Source organism: Pseudomonas sp. NPDC047961, assembly GCF_050272435.1.
GTDB lineage: Bacteria > Pseudomonadota > Gammaproteobacteria > Pseudomonadales > Pseudomonadaceae > Stutzerimonas.
In genome coordinates, this window is record NZ_JBNNMD010000003.1 from 70,292 (window position 1) to 92,822 (window position 22,531).

Annotated in this window: 16 protein-coding genes; 12 read left to right on the forward strand and 4 right to left on the reverse strand. The window is 61.0% G+C overall.

Annotation, left to right across the window (positions count from 1 at the left end; genetic code table 11):
- Positions 1-126: 126 nt before the first annotated feature.
- A complete protein-coding gene (gene rlmKL / locus ACQKIK_RS11070) occupies positions 127-2,310 on the reverse strand; it encodes a bifunctional 23S rRNA (guanine(2069)-N(7))-methyltransferase RlmK/23S rRNA (guanine(2445)-N(2))-methyltransferase RlmL (protein WP_499135970.1) in 2,184 nt (727 codons plus the stop codon).
- Positions 2,311-2,663: 353 nt separating this feature from the next.
- On the opposite strand from rlmKL, the gene rmf reads away from it, so the two are divergent.
- Positions 2,664-2,879 (forward strand): ribosome modulation factor, encoded by a 216-nt coding sequence (rmf, locus tag ACQKIK_RS11075; protein WP_021207445.1) that lies wholly within the window; start codon positions 2,664-2,666, stop codon positions 2,877-2,879.
- Positions 2,880-2,969: 90 nt separating this feature from the next.
- Here rmf and ACQKIK_RS11080 read toward each other — a convergent pair whose 3' ends face one another.
- Entirely contained in the window at positions 2,970-4,010 is a 1,041-nt protein-coding gene (locus ACQKIK_RS11080) for a quinone-dependent dihydroorotate dehydrogenase (RefSeq protein WP_064482523.1), read from the reverse strand.
- A 105-nt stretch (positions 4,011-4,115) separates the two neighbouring features.
- Positions 4,116-4,337, reverse strand: coding sequence for a DUF2835 domain-containing protein (locus ACQKIK_RS11085; protein WP_045431722.1), 222 nt, complete (start codon positions 4,335-4,337; stop codon positions 4,116-4,118).
- Positions 4,338-4,505: 168 nt separating this feature from the next.
- Between ACQKIK_RS11085 and ACQKIK_RS11090 the strand changes: the two genes are divergently transcribed.
- On the forward strand, positions 4,506-5,429 hold the full coding sequence (locus ACQKIK_RS11090) for a DUF6685 family protein (RefSeq protein WP_499136424.1): 924 nt from the start codon (positions 4,506-4,508) through the stop codon (positions 5,427-5,429).
- 147 nt (positions 5,430-5,576) lie between these two features.
- Here the strand turns inward: ACQKIK_RS11090 and ACQKIK_RS11095 are convergent, their stop codons facing one another.
- Positions 5,577-10,424, reverse strand: coding sequence for an NAD-glutamate dehydrogenase (locus tag ACQKIK_RS11095; protein WP_499135971.1), 4,848 nt, complete (start codon positions 10,422-10,424; stop codon positions 5,577-5,579).
- A gap of 321 nt (positions 10,425-10,745) precedes the next feature.
- Between ACQKIK_RS11095 and ACQKIK_RS11100 the strand changes: the two genes are divergently transcribed.
- The 10 genes from ACQKIK_RS11100 (at position 10,746) to ACQKIK_RS11145 (ending at position 22,525) form a co-directional block, all read left to right on the forward strand.
- A complete protein-coding gene (locus ACQKIK_RS11100) occupies positions 10,746-11,705 on the forward strand; it encodes an AAA family ATPase (protein WP_046162160.1) in 960 nt (319 codons plus the stop codon).
- Positions 11,705-12,676, forward strand: a complete 972-nt coding sequence (locus tag ACQKIK_RS11105) for a DUF58 domain-containing protein (protein WP_499135972.1) — start codon at positions 11,705-11,707, stop codon at positions 12,674-12,676. Before ACQKIK_RS11100 ends, ACQKIK_RS11105 begins: the two co-directional genes overlap by 1 nt.
- Positions 12,673-13,173 carry a DUF4381 domain-containing protein gene (locus ACQKIK_RS11110; RefSeq protein ID WP_499135973.1) on the forward strand — a complete coding sequence of 167 codons (501 nt, stop codon included), beginning with the start codon at positions 12,673-12,675 and terminating at the stop codon, positions 13,171-13,173. The genes ACQKIK_RS11105 and ACQKIK_RS11110 overlap by 4 nt, the downstream gene beginning before the upstream one ends.
- Complete coding sequence (locus tag ACQKIK_RS11115; RefSeq protein WP_499135974.1) at positions 13,166-14,179, forward strand: VWA domain-containing protein; 1,014 nt, start codon at positions 13,166-13,168, stop codon at positions 14,177-14,179. Before ACQKIK_RS11110 ends, ACQKIK_RS11115 begins: the two co-directional genes overlap by 8 nt.
- Positions 14,176-15,903 (forward strand): VWA domain-containing protein, encoded by a 1,728-nt coding sequence (locus tag ACQKIK_RS11120; RefSeq protein ID WP_499135975.1) that lies wholly within the window; start codon positions 14,176-14,178, stop codon positions 15,901-15,903. The genes ACQKIK_RS11115 and ACQKIK_RS11120 overlap by 4 nt, the downstream gene beginning before the upstream one ends.
- Positions 15,900-17,522, forward strand: coding sequence for a BatD family protein (locus ACQKIK_RS11125; RefSeq protein ID WP_499135976.1), 1,623 nt, complete (start codon positions 15,900-15,902; stop codon positions 17,520-17,522). The genes ACQKIK_RS11120 and ACQKIK_RS11125 overlap by 4 nt, the downstream gene beginning before the upstream one ends.
- 188 nt (positions 17,523-17,710) lie before the next feature.
- Entirely contained in the window at positions 17,711-18,931 is a 1,221-nt protein-coding gene (locus tag ACQKIK_RS11130) for a CmpA/NrtA family ABC transporter substrate-binding protein (RefSeq protein WP_499135977.1), read from the forward strand.
- 14 nt (positions 18,932-18,945) lie between these two features.
- Entirely contained in the window at positions 18,946-19,524 is a 579-nt protein-coding gene (locus ACQKIK_RS11135; protein ID WP_045426206.1) for an ANTAR domain-containing response regulator, read from the forward strand.
- Positions 19,525-20,109: 585 nt separating this feature from the next.
- On the forward strand, positions 20,110-21,483 hold the full coding sequence (locus tag ACQKIK_RS11140) for a CmpA/NrtA family ABC transporter substrate-binding protein (RefSeq protein WP_499135978.1): 1,374 nt from the start codon (positions 20,110-20,112) through the stop codon (positions 21,481-21,483).
- A gap of 52 nt (positions 21,484-21,535) precedes the next feature.
- Complete coding sequence (locus tag ACQKIK_RS11145) at positions 21,536-22,525, forward strand: ABC transporter permease (protein WP_499135979.1); 990 nt, start codon at positions 21,536-21,538, stop codon at positions 22,523-22,525.
- The last annotated feature ends 6 nt before the right edge of the window (positions 22,526-22,531 follow it).

The window sequence follows — 22,531 nt, forward strand, 5'->3', positions numbered from 1 at the left end:
ATTAAGTCCAGCGTCGGAGGTCTCCGCCGACGCTGGACTTACGGCAGCAACGCTAGGTAACCGCCGCAGGCATCACTCGTGCGCTCTGCTGGGATCGCAACGCAGTGGCGCCCACCCCACCGTCAATCAGCGTGCCTGCAGCTTCCAGGCACGATGGATCTTGCTGTTGCGGCGAAAATCCTCGTCCAGAGTGGCGCTGGTGATTTCTTCCACGGCGTAGCGCTCGGCCACGCCCGCGTCGAGTACGAACTTGCGGAAGTTGTTGGAAAAATACAGCGTGCCTCCAGCGGCCAATCTCGCCATCGCCAGGTCGAGCAAAGCGACATGATCGCGCTGGACATCGAACACCCCCTCCATGCGCTTCGAGTTGGAGAACGTCGGCGGGTCGATAAAGATCAGATCGTATTCGCCACGATCCTCCTCCAGCCAGGCCATAACGTCAGCCTGCTCCAGACGTTGTCGATCTGACAGACCATTCAGTGCCAGATTGCGTCGCGCCCAATCCAGATAGGTTTTCGACAGATCAACACTGGTTGTGCTGCGCGCGCCGCCCTTGGCTGCGTGAACGGTTGCAGTTGCGGTGTAGCAATACAGGTTCAAGAAACGCTTGCCAGCCGCCTCGCGCGCGATACGTTGACGCATCGGCCGATGGTCAAGAAACAACCCGGTATCGAGGTAGTCGGTGAGATTCACCAATAGCTTGACATCGCCCTCCGTGACCTCAAGAAAGGTTCCCTGACTGGCCTGGCGCTCGTACTGCCGCGTTCCACTCTGGCGCTCACGACGCTTGACCACAACACGGTCCTGGGAAATGCCCAGCGCCTGAGGGATGGCGCCCAACGCGTCGTACAGTCGCGCCTGGGCTTTCTCAGGGTCAATCGAGCGCGGCGGGGCATATTCCTGCACATGCACCCAGTCGCCATATAGATCGATCGCCAGTGCATACTCGGGCATGTCGGCATCGTACAGGCGGTAGCACTGGATACCTTGCTTGCGGGCCCATTTGCCCAGAAGCTTCAGATTTTTCTGCAGTCGGTTGGCGAACATCTGCCCACCTTCACTGAGGCGCGCCAACTCCTGCACGGGTTTGTCTTCGTTCTGTTGCTCAGTGCTGGCAGATGGACGTTGGCCAGTGACGAACTGGTCCAGTTCGACCTTTATCAACAACAATTTGCAAGGCAGCGCACCGTTCCAGAAGGCGTATTGCTTGTGGCTGCGGATGCCCATGCGCTTGCCCAGCTCCGGTGCGGAGGTCAACACAGCCGCTTCCCAGCCGAGGCACGCCTGTCGCAGTCGCTCACCGAGGTTCTGGTAGAGATAAACCAGACTCGCCTCATCGCCCAGACGCTCGCCATACGGAGGATTGCAGATGACCAGGCCTTTCTGATTCTGATCAGGCCGAGGCTCGAACGTCGCCACATCACCCTGATAGACACGGATCCAACTCGCCAGCCCCGCTCGCTCTATATTGTTCTTCGCCGGTTGGATCAGGCGCGGGTCCGCCTCGTAGCCACGTATCCATAATGGCGGTTTGGCCATGCCCGCTTCGGCACGCGCCTGTGCTTCGGCATGCAGACGGTTCCACAGTGCCGGCACATGTCCGAGCCAGGCACTGAATCCCCAGCGTTCGCGGCGGAGATTAGGCGCAATATCAGCCGCCATCATTGCGCCTTCGACAAGAAAGGTGCCGACGCCACACATCGGGTCGGTTAGAGCGCCGCCAGCAGCAGCAATGCGAGGCCAGCCCGCACGAATCAATACGGCGGCTGCGAGGTTCTCCTTCAACGGCGCCGCGCCCTGCTGGAGACGGTAGCCGCGCTGGTGCAGGCTGTGTCCGGACAGATCCAGAGATAGCACCGCCTGTCCACGGTCCAAGCGCAGATGGACACGCAGGTCCGGATTCAACTTATCGACACTGGGTCGTTCGCCGGTCGCCGTACGGAGTCGATCGACGATGGCATCCTTGACCTTGAGCGCGCCGAAGTGAGTATTGTCGATACCAGATCCATGACCGCTGAATTCGACCGCCAGGCTACCGGTCGCCGCGAGATGCTCCGACCAGTCGACCTGGTGCACACCTTCATACAGCGTTTCGGCGTTGACCGTGGCGAAGCGCTCGATCACCAGCAGTACTCGGTTGGCCAGCCGAGACCAGAGGCACAACCGATAGGCAACCTCCATGCTGGCATAGCCGCGAATTGCCGCGGTTTGCTCACGCGTCTCCTCGAGCCCGAGCTCTTTGGCTTCTTCGAGCAGCAGGCCTTCAAGACCTTTGGGGCACGTGAGGATAAGTTCGTGGCGATCAGTCATGGCATGTCCAGTCAATTGTTCGATTCGGTTGGGCAGACTTCCGAATCTCGATTCGATATATCGCGCGGTTTCCGACTGTCTTTTCGTCGCGAAGCTGACGCTGCGGTACAACATTGGCAGCGCCGGGAGCGCTCCCTGCCTGCCTTATAGGCGGTGCTACGGTTTGGTGACCTACTTATTACAAAACGATCATTCCCGCTTTGCAGTCATTGGGTTAGAACTCGACTCAGTCCGGCATCGCAACGATGCTGGAAGAACCCGCCACGCCGGCAGCGGGCTTCACTGGCAGTCTATCTGCCAACCTCGCCATGAGGACAACGGAAACACCAGTCAACCACTGAGGGCAATACCCAATGAGAAGACTCAAGCGTGATCCGATGGAACGAGCATTTCTACGCGGTTATCAGCATGGCATACACGGTAAATCTCGCGATCTCTGTCCTTTTTCTCATCCCGAAGTACGCCAAGCCTGGATTAACGGCTGGCGGGAGGGTCGCGGCGACAATTGGGACGGTCTGACCGGCGCGGCCGGTCTCCACCGATTGAACGAACTTCACGCGGTCGGCTGACACAATCACACCGACTTCGACTGGCACGCCCCATCCGGGCGGCGGGCTTGAAGCCCGGGGCTCCCATCGGGAGCCCCACCGAAGAACAACTTAACGATTCGTTTCCTTCCGAGATTGCAGTGCAGCGATGGCGTCTACAGCTTCGCGAATCAGCGCTGGCCCCTTGTATATAAAACCCGTGTAAAGCTGGACCAGACTTGCTCCGGCCTCGATTTTTTCTGCCGCATGGCGCCCTTGCGTGATCCCACCAACGGCAATGATAGGCAAGCGGCCCGCCAGGGTTTCGGCCAACACCCGAACGGTGTGGGTGCTCTTTTCTCGCACCGGAGCACCAGAAAGCCCGCCCGCCTCATCGGCATGGGCAAGCCCCGCCACACCGTCACGACCCAGCGTCGTGTTGGTCGCGATGACTGCGTCCATTCCGGCCTGGAATACCGCTTCGGCAACCAGCCTGGTTTCCTCGTCGGTCATATCCGGCGCGATCTTGATGGCCAGCGGCACACGCTTGCCATGAAGCACTTCGAGGTCTTCGCGGCGCTGGCCTAGCGCGCCAAGCAGCTGCTTGAGCGAGTCACCGAACTGCAGGCTGCGCAGCCCCGGTGTATTGGGCGAACTGACGTTCACAGTGACGTAACTCGCCTGGTGATAGACCTTGTCCAGGCACAACAGGTAATCATCCTGAGCGCGCTCGACCGGCGTGTCGAAATTCTTGCCGATGTTGATACCCAGGATGCCCTTGAAACGAGCCGCATCGACCCGCTCCAGCAAGGCATCGACGCCGTGATTGTTGAAACCCATACGGTTTATGATGGCTTCGGCCTCGGGCAGCCGAAAAATACGCGGCTTTGGATTACCAGGTTGCGGCCTTGGCGTCACAGTACCCACTTCGACAAACCCGAATCCGAGCTGCGACATCCCGCAAATCGCCTCGCCGTTCTTATCCAGTCCGGCCGCCAGCCCCACCGGGTTAGGGAAATCCAATCCCATCACCCGCACCGGCAAACTAGCCGGTGCCTTGTTCAGCATGGCGTTGAGGCCTAGACGGCCGCCCGCGCCGATAAGATCAAGCGACAGTTCATGGGACGTCTCAGGCGTAAACTTGAAAAGCAGCTGGCGGGCCAGGTTATACATACGCAGCCTAGATCCTGGAAAGTGTGGCGCGAGAGTATAGCAGGCGGGCATTACTCACAGCGGGCGCAACGTAGCGCCCTTATCTGGATCATCCAAAGAAAGGCGCTATTCGAGTCGGCGCAAACGAATCAATTTGCCTTCCGGAGCAAACTCCATCTCGAATGAACCAAACACACCGGCAGTTGTCAGAAAGGGTCGCAGATGATGTGCCGGCAAGCTGACGCTCTTCCCTTCCCGGCTTTTGATCAGGATACGATTGGCGCGCCCCTGATAGACCGCCAGCAGCTTATCGGCGGGCAGTGCAATATCCAGCAAGAGGCTTGGCATGGAGGCTCCCTCATTGATCAGCGCAGCGATTTTGCCATACCGGCTCTCTAGCAGTGACCTATCACTGCTGTTGGTTGCCCAACTCGACCTAGAAAAGCTCGGCAAATACGGTGCGCAGCGTGGGCGGCTCTGCCACACTTCGACCGTTGCCCTATGCGTTCATCTACCATGATGAGTCTGCCCGAGCCGATGCCGCCCGTGACTTCACGAATCGTCAGATTTGCCCAACGCCTTGGATTGACCGGCAAATCGCCGCGTCAGGTCCTCGAGCATGCCAGCCAAATCAGCTTACCCTTTGCCCCGCTCTCCGAGCCGGCGCCGAGCATCTTCTGGCACGACGGCCCTTGTCTGCAGCGATTCGCTGATCTTCCGAGAAGCGCCCTATCCGGCCCGATTCAGGAAGACAAAGCCAAGGCTCACGCTGCGTTGACGCGGCTCGTGCGTCAGGAACAGAGCGCTTATCCATCGCTCGACTTACGTCAGGTTGACGGTCTCGGTGGGCAAAGTACTGACGGAGCAGTCTACCCGACCTTCGAAGCACTGGCCGCCACACCCGCTTGTCGCCAGTTACGCGTGATCAGCTACAAGGATTTCATACGGACCATCACCGCTGCGCTGCCGGGCTACAACGAACAGGCCCCAATCGAGCTTCGTCAAGCCAGCTGGCTCGGCGAGCGGATTTACTGGAGTGGCGAGCACCATGCCGAAGCCTTCGCCTGTGCGATCGCCTACGCACGGCTGCGGGGGCTGGAGGTCAACCTTCCCTGCGAACTCACCGATTACCGGCTCGATGCAGCCGGTCTACAGGCCCTAGATAGTGACTACCATGCCGTCACCATGCCAGCACAAGCATGGAGCGACCGAGGATTTATGGGCCTTCTGCTCGAAGCGAAGATTCCCTATGCGCGCTTGACGCTGCTGCGCAACGCTAATAACTCCGAGCTGCTCTTGCTGGACAAGGCGCAACCCGCGGCGAATGCGTTGGGAGAAGGACTCAAGCTCGCCGGCGCTCCGGATATGGTTCGCTACTTGCGCGACCTGCCGCAGATTACGCGTTTCCGCCTCGGCAACCGGACGGTACAAGCGGACTGATCTATCCGACGCAACTGCGACGGAACTCAGACACCCCCCTCGCCGACCAGCATCATTTGCAGCTGAATAAAAAACGCCGATGCACAAGGCACCGGCGTTTCATCTCAGACGAAATCAGCCGCCAGGAAACCCGGCGGTGAATCGCACCTAGCGTCTCGCACTTTCCAGCGCGAGGTCTTGTAGCTCGCGACCCGCAACAGCGTACATGGCGTAATCCACACTGCTGGCGCTGCGCAGCTCGACCAGCATTCGCCGCCAACGCTCGACCTGATATTCCCGTTGCTCCAGCCAAAGCTGAACGCGTGCATCCAGGTTTTCAGGCGCGTCAGCCATCTGCAACACCGATACCGTAATGGCGCGCTGCTGACTGTCCAAATCATCGCGGAAGCTTTCCCGAGCCAGGGCTTGCCAGTTGTTGTCCACCGGCAGACCCGTCACCTGCTGAAGATACCAGGGCAACTCCAACGCGCCGCCGACAGCGAAGTAGGCCGCTGCAACTTCAGCGGGTGGCTGCCCTGTTTCATCAGCGGCTTCCAGTATTGGAAGCAGCGTATAGAGATGATTGGTGCCGGCCACCATTCGCGCCAATAACTCGGGGACCCCGGCGTCGGTGTACCGCTCGTAACGCGCCTGCCAAAGCTCGCGTGTTCCGCCCTGCAACAGCTCATCGAGCTTTAACCCGAGCGCCGCGACCCGCGGCCCGAAGTGCCCGACGTCACGTGCGGCGTCCAGCTCGCTTCGACGGTTGCGCAGGAACCAGCGGGTCGCTCGCCGCCCCAGCCGCATCAGTTCATCCATGAGGTTGAGCTGCAATTCTGACGGGACCTTGTAATCGAGCGCTTCGATCTGGCGGAACCAATGGGGTAGATGGAAGATGTCCCGCACAATTACATAAGCACCCGCAACGTTGGCGGCACTCAGGCCGGTCGCCTCTCTCAGCCGCTGAACGAAGGTGATCCCCATGTTATTGATCAGGTCGTTGGCGATCTGCGTGCTGACGATCTCGCGCTTGAGACGGTGTTGCAGCATCGCCGGGCGATACTGCTCGGCTAGCAGCTGCGGGAATGCGCTTTCCATCTCCCGAGCAAGATAGGCATCGTCCGGCACGCGAGACTGCAGCAGCGCCTCCTTCAGTTCGATCTTGCTGTATGAAATCAGCACCGACAGCTCAGGCCGCGTCAATCCCTTGCCCAGGTTTGCGCGCTCGGCCAGCACTTCGTCGCTCGGCAGAAACTCAAGCGCGCGATCCAGCAAGCCGTCCGCTTCAAGGGAAGTGATCAGTCGCTTGTATTCACTGCCGCTCTCATGGGCGCGACGTTCGGCCTGCGATAGCGCCTGGGTCTGCTTGTAGTTGTCATGCAGCACCAATTCGGCCACGGCGTCAGTCATCTCGAACAACAATTGGTCGCGCTGCTTGCCGGTCATGTCTCCAGCACTGACGATCTCGTTGAGGAGAATCTTGATGTTGACCTCGTGGTCGGAGCAGTTCACCCCACCGGCATTGTCAATGAAGTCCGTATTTGCCGCGCCGCCCTGCAAGCAGTACTCGACGCGCCCCAACTGGGTGATGCCCAGGTTGCCGCCTTCGCCGATGACCTTGGCACGCAGCTCGTTCCCGTTGACCCGCAGGATGTCGTTGGCCTTGTCCCCAACGTCTGCATGGGTCTCCGCGGTGCTCTTCACATAGGTGCCAATGCCGCCGTTCCATAGCAAATCGACCGGCGCCTTGAGCAATGCGTGGATCAGTTCGGCCGGGGTCAGCTGATCCGCCTCGATCTCGAACCGCACCTTCATCTGTGGCGTGATCGCGATGCGCTTGGCTGAACGGGGAAACACGCCACCGCCAGCGGAAATCAACGAAGAATCGTAATCGGTCCAGGATGAGCGCGGCATATCGAACAGGCGTTGCCGCTCGACAAAGCTGCGCGCAGCGTCCGGGTCGGGATCGATGAAGATATGCAGATGGTTGAAAGCGGCTACCAGCTGCAAGGTTTCGGACATCAGCAAGCCGTTGCCGAACACATCGCCAGCCATGTCTCCAATGCCAATCACGCTGACGTTGTCTCGCTGGACATCGATGCCCCGCTCGCGGAAGTGCCGCTGCACCGAGACCCAGGCGCCCTTAGCGGTGATGCCCATCTTTTTGTGGTCGTAGCCGGCAGAACCACCCGATGCGAAGGCGTCGCCCAACCAGAAGTCGTACTCCGCGGCGATGCCATTGGCAATGTCGGAAAAGGTTGCGGTGCCCTTGTCAGCGGCAACCACCAGGTAAGGGTCATCCTCGTCGTAGCGCAGTACGTTGACAGGCGGTACGACGATGCCTTCTTTGAGGTTATCGGTAATGTCCAGCAGGCCGCTGATAAAGATCCGATAGCAAGCGATGCCCTCAGCCAGCACCTCATCGCGCGAGCCGTTGGTCGGCAGACGACGTGGCACGAAACCACCCTTGGCGCCCCCCGGCACGATGATGGCGTTCTTCACCTGCTGCGCCTTAACCAGCCCTAGCACCTCGGTGCGGTAGTCCTCTTCCCGATCGGACCAGCGCAAGCCGCCTCGCGCGACTTTGCCGCCTCGCAGGTGTACGCCTTCCACACGTGGCGAATAGACGAATATTTCGAATTTCGGCGCCGGGCGCGGCATCTCTGGAATCGATCGCGAGTCTAGCTTGAAGCTGAAATAGCTCTTCGGTTTGCCGCTGGCATCGGCCTGATAGAAGTTGGTTCGCAGCGTTGCCTTGATCAGCGCCAGATAGCGCCGCAGGATGCGGTCCTCGTTGAGCACCGCCACGTCATCCAGAGCCGTGATGATGGCCTGTTCCAGCCGCGCCTGTTTATCAGCGAGGTCCTCTTCGCCGAGTTTGCGCGCCAGGTAGAACCGCATCTTGAACAGCCGCACCAGTTCGCGTGCGATGGCGGTGTGGTTGAGCAAAGCGCTGGCGATATAGCCCAGATCGAAGCCCATGCGAATCTGCTTGAGGTACCGGCCGTAGGCGCGCAGCAGCGCGACTTCGCGCCAGGTGAGCCCCGCGGTCAGTACCAGCCTGTTGAACGCGTCATTTTCCGCCTGGCCGTTATTGATGGCAATGAACGCGTCCTGCAGCGGCTCGTTGATCTCCATCAGATCGATCTCGAGCCCTTCTGCATAGGTGAACGCGAAATCGTGAATCCAGTATTCACGGCCATCCTTGCGCCGCAGATGGAAGGGAAACTCTCCCAGAACACGTAGCCCGAGGTTCTCCAGAATCGGCAGCATGTCGGACAACGGCAGCGGTGTATCCAGGTGATAGAGCTTGCAGTGCAGGCGGTTTTCCACCGCCGTGATCGGCTGATAGAAGCTCATCACCAACGGCCGTTGTCCGCTGAGACTGAGCACGTGCTGCATATCAACAGCCGCCGATTGCGGCGCGAAACGTTCGCGATATCCAGCTGGGAAGCCTTTCGGGAAGTCGGCGAGTATCCCGGTACCCTGGGCTTCGCCAAAACGCTCGATGACCACGTTCGAGTAGTCGTCCTGCCAGGTTCGGCAGGCCTGAACCACCTCGTTTTCCAGCTGGACCGGATCGAACTGCACCTGCTTGTTCGGATCCAGACGCAGCAGGAACTGCACGCGGATCAGCACGGACTCGGAGAAGTAGGTGGAAAATTCACAGCCGCTGGCTTCCAGGCGGTCCACCAGCACCTGCTGGATGCGCAGGCGGGTCTCGGTCGAATAACTGTCGCGGGGGACATAGGCCAGGCAGTAGCAGAAGCGCCCATACGGATCGATACGCAGGAACAGGCGCAGCTTGTTGCGCTCCTGGATTTGCACGATGGCGATAGCGGTGCTGAACAGCTGATCCAGCGTCATCTGGAACAACTCGTCGCGCGGCAGCACTTCCAATACCTGAGTCAGCTCCTTGGCCAGATGCGCCGAATCATCGAAGTGCGACCGCTCGATCACCTCCGCTACCTTGCTCCGAATATAAGGGATTCGCCGCACGCTCTGGGTGTAGACCGAGGACGTGAACAGCCCGAGGAAGCGGCACTCACGGGTAACCCGCCCTTGCTCGTCGAACTCACGAATGGAGACGAAATCCGGATAAGCCGGCCGGTGCACCCGGCTCGGAGTAGCCGCCTTGGCGAATGACAGCAGCAGCGGCTCGCGCAGATAGGCCAAGGCCGGCGGCATGATCAGTTGATCATCTGCTTCAAGGCCTGTGCGTAGATGGCGCGACAGACCTAGTAGCGACGCCTCGTCATAAATAATGCGGCCGCCCTCGCCCTGGTCGACAACCGTGAACTCTTCGTATCCGAGGAAGGTGAAATGATCGTCAGCCAGCCAGCGCATAAAATCCATGCTTTCAGCCAACTGGGCATTATCAGCCGTTTGCAACATCGCCAGACGGGCATGGTGCTCCTCGGCCTTCGCCTTCATCGCCGGAAAATCGCTGACAGCCAGGCGTACCTCAGCCAGCACGCCATGCAGCGACTGCTCCAGTTCATGCAGAGCCGCGGCACTGGCGCAGCGATCGATTTCGACGAAGATCAGCGACTCAGCTTCGCTGTCTTCACCTGAGTTGCCCTTGGGCAGTAATTCGACCAGGCTGCCATCCCCGTCACGGCGGACCTGCAGCACGCTGTTCTGCAGGGTGTGAATGGCATAGCCACGACGGGTCAGTTCCATGCGCACCGAGTCGACCAGAAATGGCATATCCGGGTGCAGCACCTCGACCACGCTGTGGGTCGACTGCCAGCCATGCTTTTCATAATCGGGGTTGAACACCTGAACGACAGGGCTGCTCGGGTCAAAACGCTCCAGCAGACGCCAACTGGCCAGCGTCGAGCCAACCAGGTCGGTCATGCGCCGCTGGGTCAGCTCGGGCAATGCGACGATTCCGAAAAACTGTTCGGCGAAGAGTCCCACTTGTGGCAGGAGTTTCTCGTCGACATGCTGTGCCAGGGCCACTTTCAGTTGTTGCTGAAAATCGGCTTTGCTGGCAGCTGTAAAGAACGCCATTTTTTCGCTCCATTCTGGCTTGGAATTCGACTTGGGCAGTCGCGGGACCTGACCGGCAACGCAACCTGTAAGTTCAACGTTAGTTCAGCGGACTGGGAATGCACCCCACTCTGGTCTCCTTAGTCTGGCGACGCCAGCGACCCAGCAGTCACATTTAATTCAGGCGCATGACGAACAATGCACGGCGCCGGCCAGTGCAGACCATCGGCTGATCTGGCGTTACGAACTTGCCGAGCCGCGCATAGCCGGCCCCTCGGTAATGAATTAAAGTCGTGCCGGTCGAGCGCCCGCCCCGACACGCCCCTGCAGAAGAGCCAAGCGATGGACCACCGTGAAGCCATAGTCGCGTTGCGACACTTTCTTTCAACTCAGATTCTTGGTCAGGAACGGCTGATCGAGCGTCTGCTGATCGCCTTGCTGGCTGATGGCCACATGCTCGTCGAAGGCGCCCCGGGACTGGCTAAGACGAGGGCGATCAAAGAGCTTGCAGGTGGCCTCGAAGCGGAATTCCATCGCATCCAGTTCACGCCCGACCTGCTCCCAGCCGACATCACCGGTACCGAGATCTACCGGCCGGAAACCGGCAGTTTCGTATTCCAGCAGGGCCCCATCTTTCACAACCTGGTGCTGGCGGACGAAATCAACCGAGCGCCTGCGAAGGTCCAATCGGCGCTGCTCGAAGCCATGGCCGAGCGGCAGGTCAGCGTCGGCCGCAGCACCTACGATCTGTCACCACTCTTTCTGGTGATGGCCACACAGAATCCCATCGAACAGGAAGGCACCTATCCTCTGCCCGAAGCGCAGCTGGACCGCTTCCTGCTGCACGTTAAGTTGGGCTTTCCCGACGCTTCGGTGGAACGACGCATCCTGCAACAGGCACGCGGTGAAGCAATCAATGGCGAAACCGCGCCCGAGCACCGAGTTTCTCAGCAGGCAATTTTTGCCGCGCGCAAGGAAATCCTTGGCCTGTACATGGCCGACGCGGTGGAGGAATACCTGGTGCAGCTGGTCATGGCGACGCGCACTCCCGCAAAGTTCGACGCAGAGCTGGCTGGCTGGATTGCTTACGGCTCCAGCCCGCGCGGCTCGATCTCGCTGGATCGCTGTGCCCGCGCCCATGCCTGGCTGGCTGGACGGGACTTCGTCAGCCCTGAAGACATTCAGGCCGTGCTGTTCGATGTGTTGCGTCATCGCTTGATCCTTTCGTTCGAAGCGGAAGCCGCCGGTATCGATCAGGATCGCGTCCTGCAGCGCATCCTCGACGTGGTCGCGGTGGCCTGATGCAACCCTCGCGGTCCGCCACCGACAGGTCGGCGCCTACGAAGCCCGACGATGGGATCCGGGTGAGCCTTGGCGAGCTTATCGACATGCGTCATCGCGTCCGTGAAGTGCCCTTGTTTACCAGCCCGCATCGGCGCAGCCAGTTGGTCGGCCTGCACCACTCGAAGCTGCGCGGGCGTGGGGTGGATTTCGATCAGGTGCGCATCTACCAGGCCGGTGATGATGTCCGCACCATTGATTGGCGAGTCACTGCACGCACACAGGAGCCGCATACCAAGCTGTTTCATGAAGAACGCGAACGACCCATCTATCTGCTCGTAGAACAAAGTCCACGGTTGTTCTTCGGTAGCGAGCGGGCCTTCAAATCAGTGGTGGTTGCCCAGGCCGCCAGCCTGGTGGGTTGGGCCGCGTTAAGTCACAACGACCGCGTCGGCGGTCTCGTCTTCGGGCGCGGCGAACAGCAAGAAATCAAACCCCGGCGCAGCAAGCAGAGCCTGCTGCAACTGTTGGACCGCCTGGCCCGCGCCAATGCCAGTCTAGAAGCCGACCAGCCCGATGACCCCGAGGCCTTTGGCCTGGCCCTCAGGCGTGCACGCGAAGTGCTACGTCCGGGTAGCCTGGCGGTCATCATCTGTGACGAACGCGCCCTGAGCGATGCCGCGGAACAGCAGATGACCTTGCTTGCGCGGCATGTTGACCTGCTGCTGATCCCGGTCTGTGACCCACTCGATCATGCGTTACCGGCAGCCGGACTGTTGCGTTTTGCGCAGTTCGGCGCACGGCTGGAGCTGGACACCCATGACGCCGCGCTGCGACATACCTACCGACTGCAAGGCGAAGCGCGCAGCGCACGCTGGAAACGTCTGGCTGACCGTTTACGCCTGCCGTTAATGCCGCTGAATACCTCGCGTGAACTAGTTGAGCAGATGCGCGAACACCTCATCGGGCAGCATAAAGGCGCGCCCCGATGAACGCCCTCGAGCTTGAACCCCTCATTACCCCAGCGGCTATAAGTTGGTGGCCCCTGGCGGCCGGCTGGTGGTTCCTCGCCGCCCTGCTGCTCAGCGTTGTTCTTCTGCTGAAATTCCGACCATGGAAGCGACTCCAGCGCGGGAAACGAGGCGATTTGACCCAACACGAACACCCCCTCGACCCTCAGCGCCAGATTGCACTGCTGGAACTTGCCCAGTTGGACAAGCCCTACAATGGCCAACCGGCCAGCCACTGGCTGCAGCAACTCAATGCGCTGCTCAAACGCCTGTGTCGGATACGCTATCCGGACGATCATCCACATACGTTGAACGGGCGTGCCTGGCTGGCGTTTCTTGACAATCGGTGTCCGGCGGCCGGATTGACGCGTTGGATGGTGTTGGTTGAAGGCGCTTACCGCGCCGAGTGCCGGCTGGACGACAAGGCCATCCAAGGCCTAGAGCAGTCCGTGCAGATCTGGATTCGCAAGCATGTTTGAGCTGGCCTGGCCGTGGGTCTGGCTCCTGTTGCCACTGCCCTGGCTGTTGCGCTGGCTTTTGCCAGTATCCGAAAGCGGCGACGCGGCGCTGAAGGTTGGCTTTCTGGCCGAACTGGAAGCCCTTGCCGGCCGCCGCGCCGCCATCGCCCTGCCCGCCTGGCGACAGCAGCTACCCTATCTGCTCATTTGGCTTCTGCTGGTATTCGCGGCCGCGCGGCCACAATGGCTTGGCGAACCGCTGCCGCTTCCCACCAATGGTCGCGACCTATTGCTCGCGGTCGACGTGTCCGGGTCCATGGACTACCCGGACATGCAATGGCAAGGCGAAGAGGTCAGCCGGCTGGAACTGGTCAAACACCTGCTCGGTGACTTCATTGCCGAGCGGCGCGGCGACCGCGTAGGGCTGATCCTATTCGGCAGCAAGGCCTACCTGCAGGCACCACTGACCTTCGACCGGCAAACGGTACGCACCTGGCTCGATGAGGCTGTGATCGGCATCGCCGGGAACAACACTGCCCTCGGCGACGCCATCGGCCTAGCCGTCAAGCGCCTGCGCGAACGGCCAGCGAAAAGTCGCGTGTTGGTGCTGATTACCGACGGCGCAAATAACGGTGGCGAAGTCGACCCCTTGCTCACAGCTCGCCTCGCCGCGGCGGCAGGCGTCAAGGTGCATACCATCGGCATCGGTGCAGAAGCGAGTGACAGCACGCTTAATCGCTTCGGTTTCAACCCCGGCGGCGATCTGGACGAAACGACCCTGCGCGCGATTGCCCATGAAACCGGCGGCGAGTATTTCCGAGCGCGTACGCATGAAGAGCTTGAAGCAGTCGGTACCACGCTCGACCAACTCGAACCTGCAGCCCAACAGCCGGCTCAGGCACGCGTGGCCACTGCGCTCTATGCCTGGCCTCTGGGGGTCGCGCTGCTGTTCAGCTGGCTGCTGGTCGCGCGCAGCATCTGGCCGCTGTCGCTGCGTCAACTCGGCCGGCGGAGCACGCCATCATGAGCGAACTTCTGCCGCACTTGCTCAGACCGTTCTGGTTAATCCTATTGCCACTACCGATATGGCTGTTGTGGCGGTTATGGCATCGACAGCGCCAGACAGGCCGCTGGCAGCGCCTGTTGCCCGAAGCCTTTCATAGCGTTCTGCTCACCCGCGGCAAGCTGCGTAACAGCAAGCTCCCTTGGCTTCTGCTTGGCTCCGCCTGGCTTTTAAGCTGTCTGGCGCTGTTGGGGCCAAGCTGGCAACAGGTCGAGCAGCCCAGCCTGTCACGCACGGACCCGCTGGTGATCTTGCTGGAGACCACCCCGGCCATGCTGGCAACCGATGTGCGCCCAAGCCGACTGGAGCAGGCCAAACGCAAGATCATCGATTTGCTCCAGACCCGTCAGGACGCGCAGACGGCGGTGGTGGTATTCGCCGGCAGCGCTCACACCTTGGTGCCGCTGTCCAACGACATGGCCACCACGCAAAATCTTCTGGATGCATTGAAACCCGACCTTATGCCCGAACCTGGTTACCGCGCTGATCTGGCGGTGATGAAAGGCATCGAACTGCTCCAGCAGGGCGCCAACGGCCGCGGCCGTTTGCTGCTGATCGGCAGCAGTCTGAGCGCGCCAGAACGCACAGCAATCGAGCAACTGCTCGAAGACAGCGATCAGTCGCTGCTCCTGCTCGGCATCGGCACCGAACAGGGCGCCCCGATTCCCCGTGAGGACGGCAGTTTCCTTAAAGATGATAAAGGCGCCATCATCATTCCTCGGCTCGACGAAACTGCCATGCGGCGTTTTGCCAGCCGTATCGGCGGGCGCTATCAGCAGGCTCGAGTCGATGATGCGGACCTGCGCAACCTCGGTTTGCTCGAACGCAACGGCAAGCTCGTGGCCCAAGACGAGACCACCCGTCTCGACACCTGGCATGACCAAGGCTACTGGCTGCTACTGCCCCTGTTGTTGCTTGCAGCCTGTGCCGGACGACGGGGCTGGCTTTTCTGCTTGCCACTCTTCCTGTTCGTCCCGCAACCCGCCAGCGCTCTGAGCTTTGACGACCTCTGGCTGCGCCCCGATCAGCAGGGCATGCGCCTACTGGAGTCTTCTCGCCCAGACGAAGCCGCGAAACACTTCAAGAATCACCAGTGGCAGGGCTATGCGCGCTACCAGGCCGGAGACTTTGCCGGCGCCGCCGAACAATTCAGCCACGGCGACTCCGCACCCGACCACTACAACCGCGGCAATGCCTTGGCGCGCAATGATGAGCTGAAAGCCGCCATCGAGGCTTATGAGCAAGCCTTGGAACTGGACCCCGGACTGGACGTTGCGCGGCGTAATAAAGCCGCAGTCGAAGAGGCCCTGCGCCAGCAACAGACTCAGGAAGAAGCCAATCCCGACGAGTCGACACCGCAAGAACGGCCACCTGAAACCGCACAGCACAAGCAGGCGCGCGGAAGCAAAGGGCCAGCCGCATCGCCTGCCTCGACGGATCAAGCCACGACGCAGGCCCCGCCAAGCCAAGCGGGCGAGGTGTCGAGCGAAACACAGAACGAGGCCCCTCCCGAGTCCAACTCAGAAGCGACCGAGCAGCAGATAGCACAAGCCCAGCAAGTGCCTGTCGATCCCGAGCAGGATCAGGCAATGGACCAGTGGCTGCGCAAGATTCCGGACGATCCCGGCGAGCTGCTAAGGCGCAAGTTTCTTTATGAACAACGCAAACGGCAGGAATTGAATCGATGATGCGCTGGATGACATTGGTGTTTCTGCTCCTGCTGGGCCTGCAGACGAACGCGGCAACCTTGCTCGCTCGGGTCGACCGCACCGAATTGAGCCTGGACGAAACGGTCGAACTCACTCTGGAAACGGCCGACGGCACCGCCTTTGGCAAGCCCGACTTGCAGCCGCTCGACGGGCTTTTCAAGGTGTCCGGTACTCGCCAGAGCAACCAGCTTGCCGGCGCCAATGGCGAGGCGAAGGCGATAACCCAATGGCAGGTTACGCTCCAGCCACTGCAGACCGGCTATGTCGTCATTCCGCCTCTGCAACTCGGCGATGCCCGTAGCGAACCCATCACCTTGCATGTCACCGAGCCCAGCGCCGGAGATAGCGACCTTCTTGCTCCAATTTTCATCGACGCCAGCCTCGATCAGGATGTGGCCTATGTGCAGGCACAGGTGCTGCTGACCCTGCGTATCTACCATTCCGTATCGCTCTACGACGACAGCACCTTGTCCCCGCTGCAAATGAGCGACGCGCTGGTGGAGCGACTGGGCGAACCCCGCACCTATGAAAAAGACATCAATGGGGTTCGCCACGGCGTGATCGAAATCCGCTATGCGCTGTTTCCGCAGAAGAGCGGCGAGCTGACGATCCCCGCACAGCTGTTCAGCGCCACCACGGTCGCACCGGCGACCGGTGATCAGTACGGCTCCAGATTCGGGCGTTCGACCCAGGTGAAATCTCCCACCATACCGTTGACGGTCAAAGCCAAGCCAGCTGAGTATCCCGCCGGCGTCCCCTGGCTGCCTGCCCGGAGCCTGACGCTGGTCGAAGCCTGGAGTCCGGAGCCGGCGGACGCTCAACTGGGTGAAGCCCTGACCCGCAGCCTTTTGCTGAAAGCGGACGGATTGACCAGTAGCCAGCTGCCACCCATCGGCTCGACCGAGGTTCCAGGCCTGCGCAGCTACCCCGACCAGCCGACCCTGAACAACGAAATCACCGCCAACGGCGTCAGCGGCAGTCGCGAGCAGCGCGAAGCCCTGGTCGCGACGCGCACCGGTGATTTCCAGCTCCCGCCCGTTGAAGTGGTCTGGTGGAACACCCTTGACGATCGCCTGGAGCGCAGCACTCTGCCTGGACGGAACCTGCTGGTCGCCGACAACCCGAACCTTCAACAGCCCGACATCGACACGCCAGAGGTGCCTGAACTGCGTGAAGCGCGTCGGCTGTGGCCCTGGCAGCTGAGCAGCGCCTTGCTTGCGCTGACCACCCTGCTCGGTTTTGGCCTGTGGCTGCATGCGCGTAGCCAGCCTGCGGTGATCCGTACCGTGCAGACCGGCCCGACCCCGCGCAGCCTGCTCGATGACCTGAAACGGGCCTGCCTGGCCAATGACACCCAGGCTACCCGCCATGCACTTGATGCCTGGGCGCGTCAGCAGCCCGAGACGCTGGCCGATATGGCGGCGCGCTTCGAGCCGCTGTCCGACGCACTCGACGGGCTAAACGGTGCGCTGTACAGCGAGACCGGTCAACGCTGGCAAGGCGAAGCCTTGTGGCAGGCCATTCAGAGCCTGCCGGCAAGACAGGCTGGCGATGCAGAACGGGAAGCCAGCGCACTGCCGCCGTTGTACCCGCGCTGAATTGGGGGTCCCAGTTCCGGGGTTACGGCCAGTCCATTCGCCGCTGCCGCTGGTTCGTGCGTCGACTAGATAGACGCGTCGTGTCCTGCGCTTGGCATGTGGCTTGCTAAACCTGAGTCAGGTATCCCGGCTCGCACCGAACCCCTTCCGGACGGTGTGCGCTTCGTATGGCAAAGGTTCCCCTCAGCATGACCGATCCCACCCCTTCGCTCCGCCCTGACGCCAAAGCCTGGGTCGCCGGCAGCGACGCGCCAGAAAAGCATGTCGTGAACCTTGGGTTCATGGCGTTGACCGATGCTGCATCACTGGTCGTCGCCGCCACCCAGGGCTTTGCCCAGCCCTACGGCCTCACGCTCAACCTGCAACGGCAGAGTTCCTGGTCCAGCGTGCGAGACAAACTCGTTGAAGGCGAGCTGGATGCCGCTCATGGGCTTTACGGGCTGATATACGCCGTGCATCTGGGCATAGGAGGCAGTGCACCGAAGGACATGGCCGTGCTGATGGGGCTGGCGCAAAACGGTCAGAGCATCAGCCTCTCCCGTGAGCTGAAGGCCGCCGGCGTGACCGATCCCGATGCGCTCGGCAGATGCGTGCGCCAGAGTGGTGCAAAACTCACCCTCGCGCAGACATTTCCAACCGGTACTCATGCACTCTGGCTCTACTACTGGCTGGCCGCCTACGGCATTCACCCGCTGGCCGACGTGCGCACGCTGGTGGTGCCGCCGTCCCTGATGGTGGCCCATTTACGGGCGCGTCGCATCGATGGCTTCTGCGCCGGCGAGCCCTGGGGGGCGCAGGCCATTGAAGAAGACATGGGCTTCACCATCGCGACCAGCCAATCGATCTGGCCGGACCATCCGGAAAAAGTGCTCGGCTGCACGCGCGAATTCGTCGATCAGTACCCCAATACCGCCCGTGCGCTGGTCATGGCCATCCTCGAGGCCAGCCGTTTCATAGACGAGAGCCAGGAAAACCGCCGCAGCACCGCACAGCTGATCGCCGGTAGCGACTATGTCGATGCGCCCGTTGCGGCCATCGAGCCGCGCTTTCTCGGTCAATATGAAGACGGCCTCGGCCATGCCTGGCTGGACAAGCACCCGCTGCGCTTCTTTGGCAACGGCGAAGTGAACATGCCCTACTACTCCGACGGCCTCTGGTTCATGACTCAGCTACGCCGTTGGGGCCTGCTGCGCGAAGATCCGGATTACCTCGCCGTGGCGCAAAGCGTGCAGCAGACCAGCCTCTACCGTGACGCGGCGACTGCCTTGAACATCCCTGTGCCCGACTCACCCATGCGCAACGCCATTCTCATGGACGGCAGTCGCTGGGATGGCAGCGATCCGGCGGGTTACGCACGCAGCTTTGCGTTGCATGCACTGGCTGACACCGCACTGCGCCCCAAGCCTTGAAAAGGGAGACTGTCATGCTTCGCGTTCTCCTGATCGACGATACCCCGCGCAAGGTCGGCCGTTTGCGCAGCGCTCTGATCGAAGCCGGTTTCGAAGTGATAGAGGAATCCGGTCTGACCATCGACCTGCCCGAACGGGTCGAAGCGATTCGCCCCGATGTGGTGCTGATCGACACCGACTCCCCCGGCCGCGACGTAATGGAACAAGTGGTGATGGTCAGCCGTGACCAGCCGCGGCCCATCGTCATGTTCACCGACGACAACAACCCCAACGCCATGCGCCAGGCCATTCGCGCCGGCGTCAGCGCCTATATCGTCGAGGGCATCCAGGCCCAGCGCCTGAAACCGATCCTCGACGTGGCCATGGCCCGCTTCGAAAGTGACCAGGCGATCCGTGCGCAACTGCACGCGCGCGACCAGCAACTGGTCGAGCGCAAGCGCATCGAACTCGCCAAGGGCATGCTGATGAAGATGCGCAGCTGCAACGAGGAAGAGGCCTACACCCTGATGCGCCGCCAGGCCATGAGCCGCCAGCAAAAGCTGATTCAGGTGGCTGAACAGATCATTGCGATGAACGACCTGCTGGGGCAGTAACCTGCAGCGGCGTTTCGGCCCTCTCCTAGCGTTAGCCTAGCCAAATGGCCGGATAAATTCGGCCGTGCAAGACCATACTAGGTGTCAGTTAAGGGCCCAGTGCTGAGGCTTGCACTATGCGTCCCTCGTAGCGGATTTGTTCGCTTCTCAAACCACGCGGTTCTGGGCCGAACCGCACTGCCCTCGCCCCCGCAACAACGCCTAGACAGCCAAGCCCACTTTTCGCCTCGATGAGCAGCACACCTGCGTTCGGTTCAAACGAACCAAAACGGAGCCAAGGGGTGCGCTGGCTGCACGCCTATCGCGCCGAACCGAGTTGCAGCGTGCCGAGACGGCTGCAACCCGCCCATGACTGGCTCGATCCGCAAGCCATTGTATTGATGTAGCTTTTTTATTTTTAGCCGCTGCATATCCCGGCATTGCGCGAACTGGCAAGCCCCTTGCAATCCCTCCAGCACCACGTCTTCGGGTCGCCAACGGCGGTGATCGGGACGAATTGACAAAGGCGTCAACGGTGCTCGCTCTGCTCATGCAGAGGGTGCGTCCGTTACGCCTTTTTTTCGTTTCGCGATTGAGGGAAGAATCATGCGCAAGACTCGCCGTACGCTGCTGAAAACACTGGTTGCCAGCCTCGGATGCTCTGCCCTGCTGCAATTGGTACCGATGACCGCTTGGGCTGCCGAACCCGAGAAAGAAGAACTGAAGCTTGGCTTCATCAAGCTCACCGACATGGCGCCCCTGGCCATTGCTTACGAAAAGGGCTTTTTCGAAGATGAAGGCCTCTATGTCACGCTCGAAGCTCAAGCCAACTGGAAGGTGCTGCTGGACCGCGTGATCGATGGCGAGCTGGACGGCGCGCACATGCTCTCTGGCCAGCCGATCGGCGCCACCATCGGCTTTGGCACCAAGGCCGACATCATTACGGCCTTCACCATGGACCTCAATGGCAATGCCATCACGATGTCTAACGCCGTCTGGGAGCAGATGAAACCCAACGTGCCCATGGTCGATGGCAAACCGCAGCACCCGATCAAGGCCGACGCGCTGAAACCTGTGATCGAGCAGCTCAACGCCAGTGGCAAGTCGTTCAACCTGGGCATGGTCTTCCCGGTCTCCACGCACAACTACGAGCTGCGCTACTGGCTCGCCGCTGGCGGCATTCATCCCGGCTACTACGCACCGAACAAGGGCGACATCAGCGGCCAGATCGATGCCCAGGCATTGCTCTCGGTCACTCCGCCGCCACAGATGCCTTCGACTATGGAAGCCGGCACCATCCATGGCTACAGCGTCGGCGAGCCGTGGAACCAGCAGGCGGTGTTCAAGGGTATCGGCGTGCCGGTGGTGGCCGATTACGCGATTCGCAAGAACATGTCGGAAAAGGTCTTCGGCGTCTCCAAGGCCTGGGCTCAAGCAAACCCGGAAACTCACAAGCGGCTGGTCAAGGCGCTGATCCGCGCCGGCAAGTGGCTTGATGAAAACAACAACGCCAACCGCCAGGAAGCGGTGGAGATCCTCTCACGCCCCGAATATGTGGGTGCCGATGCCAAGGTCATCGCCAATTCCATGACCGGCACCTTCGAGTTCGAAAAAGGCGACAAGCGCGAGGTGCCGGACTTCAACGTCTTCTTCCGCTACCACGCCACCTACCCCTATTACTCCGACGCCATCTGGTACCTGACGCAGATGCGCCGCTGGGGCCAGATCGCCGAAGCCAAGCCGGACAGCTGGTACATGGAGACCGCCAAGCAAGTTTATCGCCCCGACATCTACCGCGAAGCCGCCGCCGCGCTGATCGAAGACGGCCTGCTCAGCGCCGAGGATTTTCCCGCAGCCGATGAAGACGGCATCCGCGAGCCGCTGGCCGACACCATTGATGGCATCACCTACGACGGCCACACGCCCAACGCCTATCTCGAACAGTTCGCGATCGGCCTGAAAGGCGATACCACCCTCTGATCCCGCCACCAGGGAGCCGTAGCGGCTCCCGATACCCGGAGAGGACACGTCGATGAGCAATCCAGCCGTCGCAAAAAACATCAAGCAAACGCTCGAGGCCGGCCGTCAGGCCCGGCTCAAGCGCTGGCTGCCGCAGGTAATCATGCCGCTGGTGGGCATTCTGGCCTTCCTGCTGTTCTGGCAGCTGGTGGCGACCAATATCCAGACTAGCCTCGGCCAGTTTCCAGGGCCCAGCCAAGTAGCCGAGCAGTTCAACGGGCTGGTCGATGCGCATCTTCAATCGCGGGAGAAAGCCGACGCGTTCTACCTGCGCCAAGAGGAACGCAACGCCGCGAAACTGGCGAAGAACCCTGACGCCGAGGTGAAGATTCGCTCTTACACCGGCAAGCCGACCTTCTTCGAGCAGATCTTCACCAGCCTCTACACGGTGATGACCGGCTTTGCCATCGCCTCCCTGATAGCCGTGCCACTGGGCATCGTCTGCGGCCTGAGCAAGACGGTGTACAGCGCCGTCAATCCGCTGATCCAGATCTTCAAGCCGGTGTCGCCGCTGGCCTGGCTGCCTCTGGTGACCATGGTGGTCAGCGCCGTCTATGTCAGTGACGACCCGCTGATGGCGAAATCCTTCGTCACCTCGGCCATCACCGTCGCGCTGTGCTGCCTGTGGCCCACGGTGATCAACACCACGGTGGGCGTCGCCAACCTCGATAAGGATCTGCAGAACGTCAGCCGCGTGCTGCGTCTGTCACCACTTAGCCACGTGCGTCGCATCGTCCTGCCCGCTGCCATTCCGATGATTTTCACCGGCCTGCGGCTGTCGCTGGCGACCGGCTGGATGGTGCTGATCGCCGCGGAAATGCTGGCGCAGAACCCCGGCCTCGGCAAATTCATCTGGGACGAGTTCCAGAACGGCAGCTCCAACTCCCTCGGCCGAATCATGGTCGCGGTGATCGTCATTGGCCTGATCGGCTTCGCCCTGGATCGCATCATGCTGATGCTCCAGCGCCGCGTGAGCTGGGACAAAAACGCAGACCTGCGCTGAGGAAAC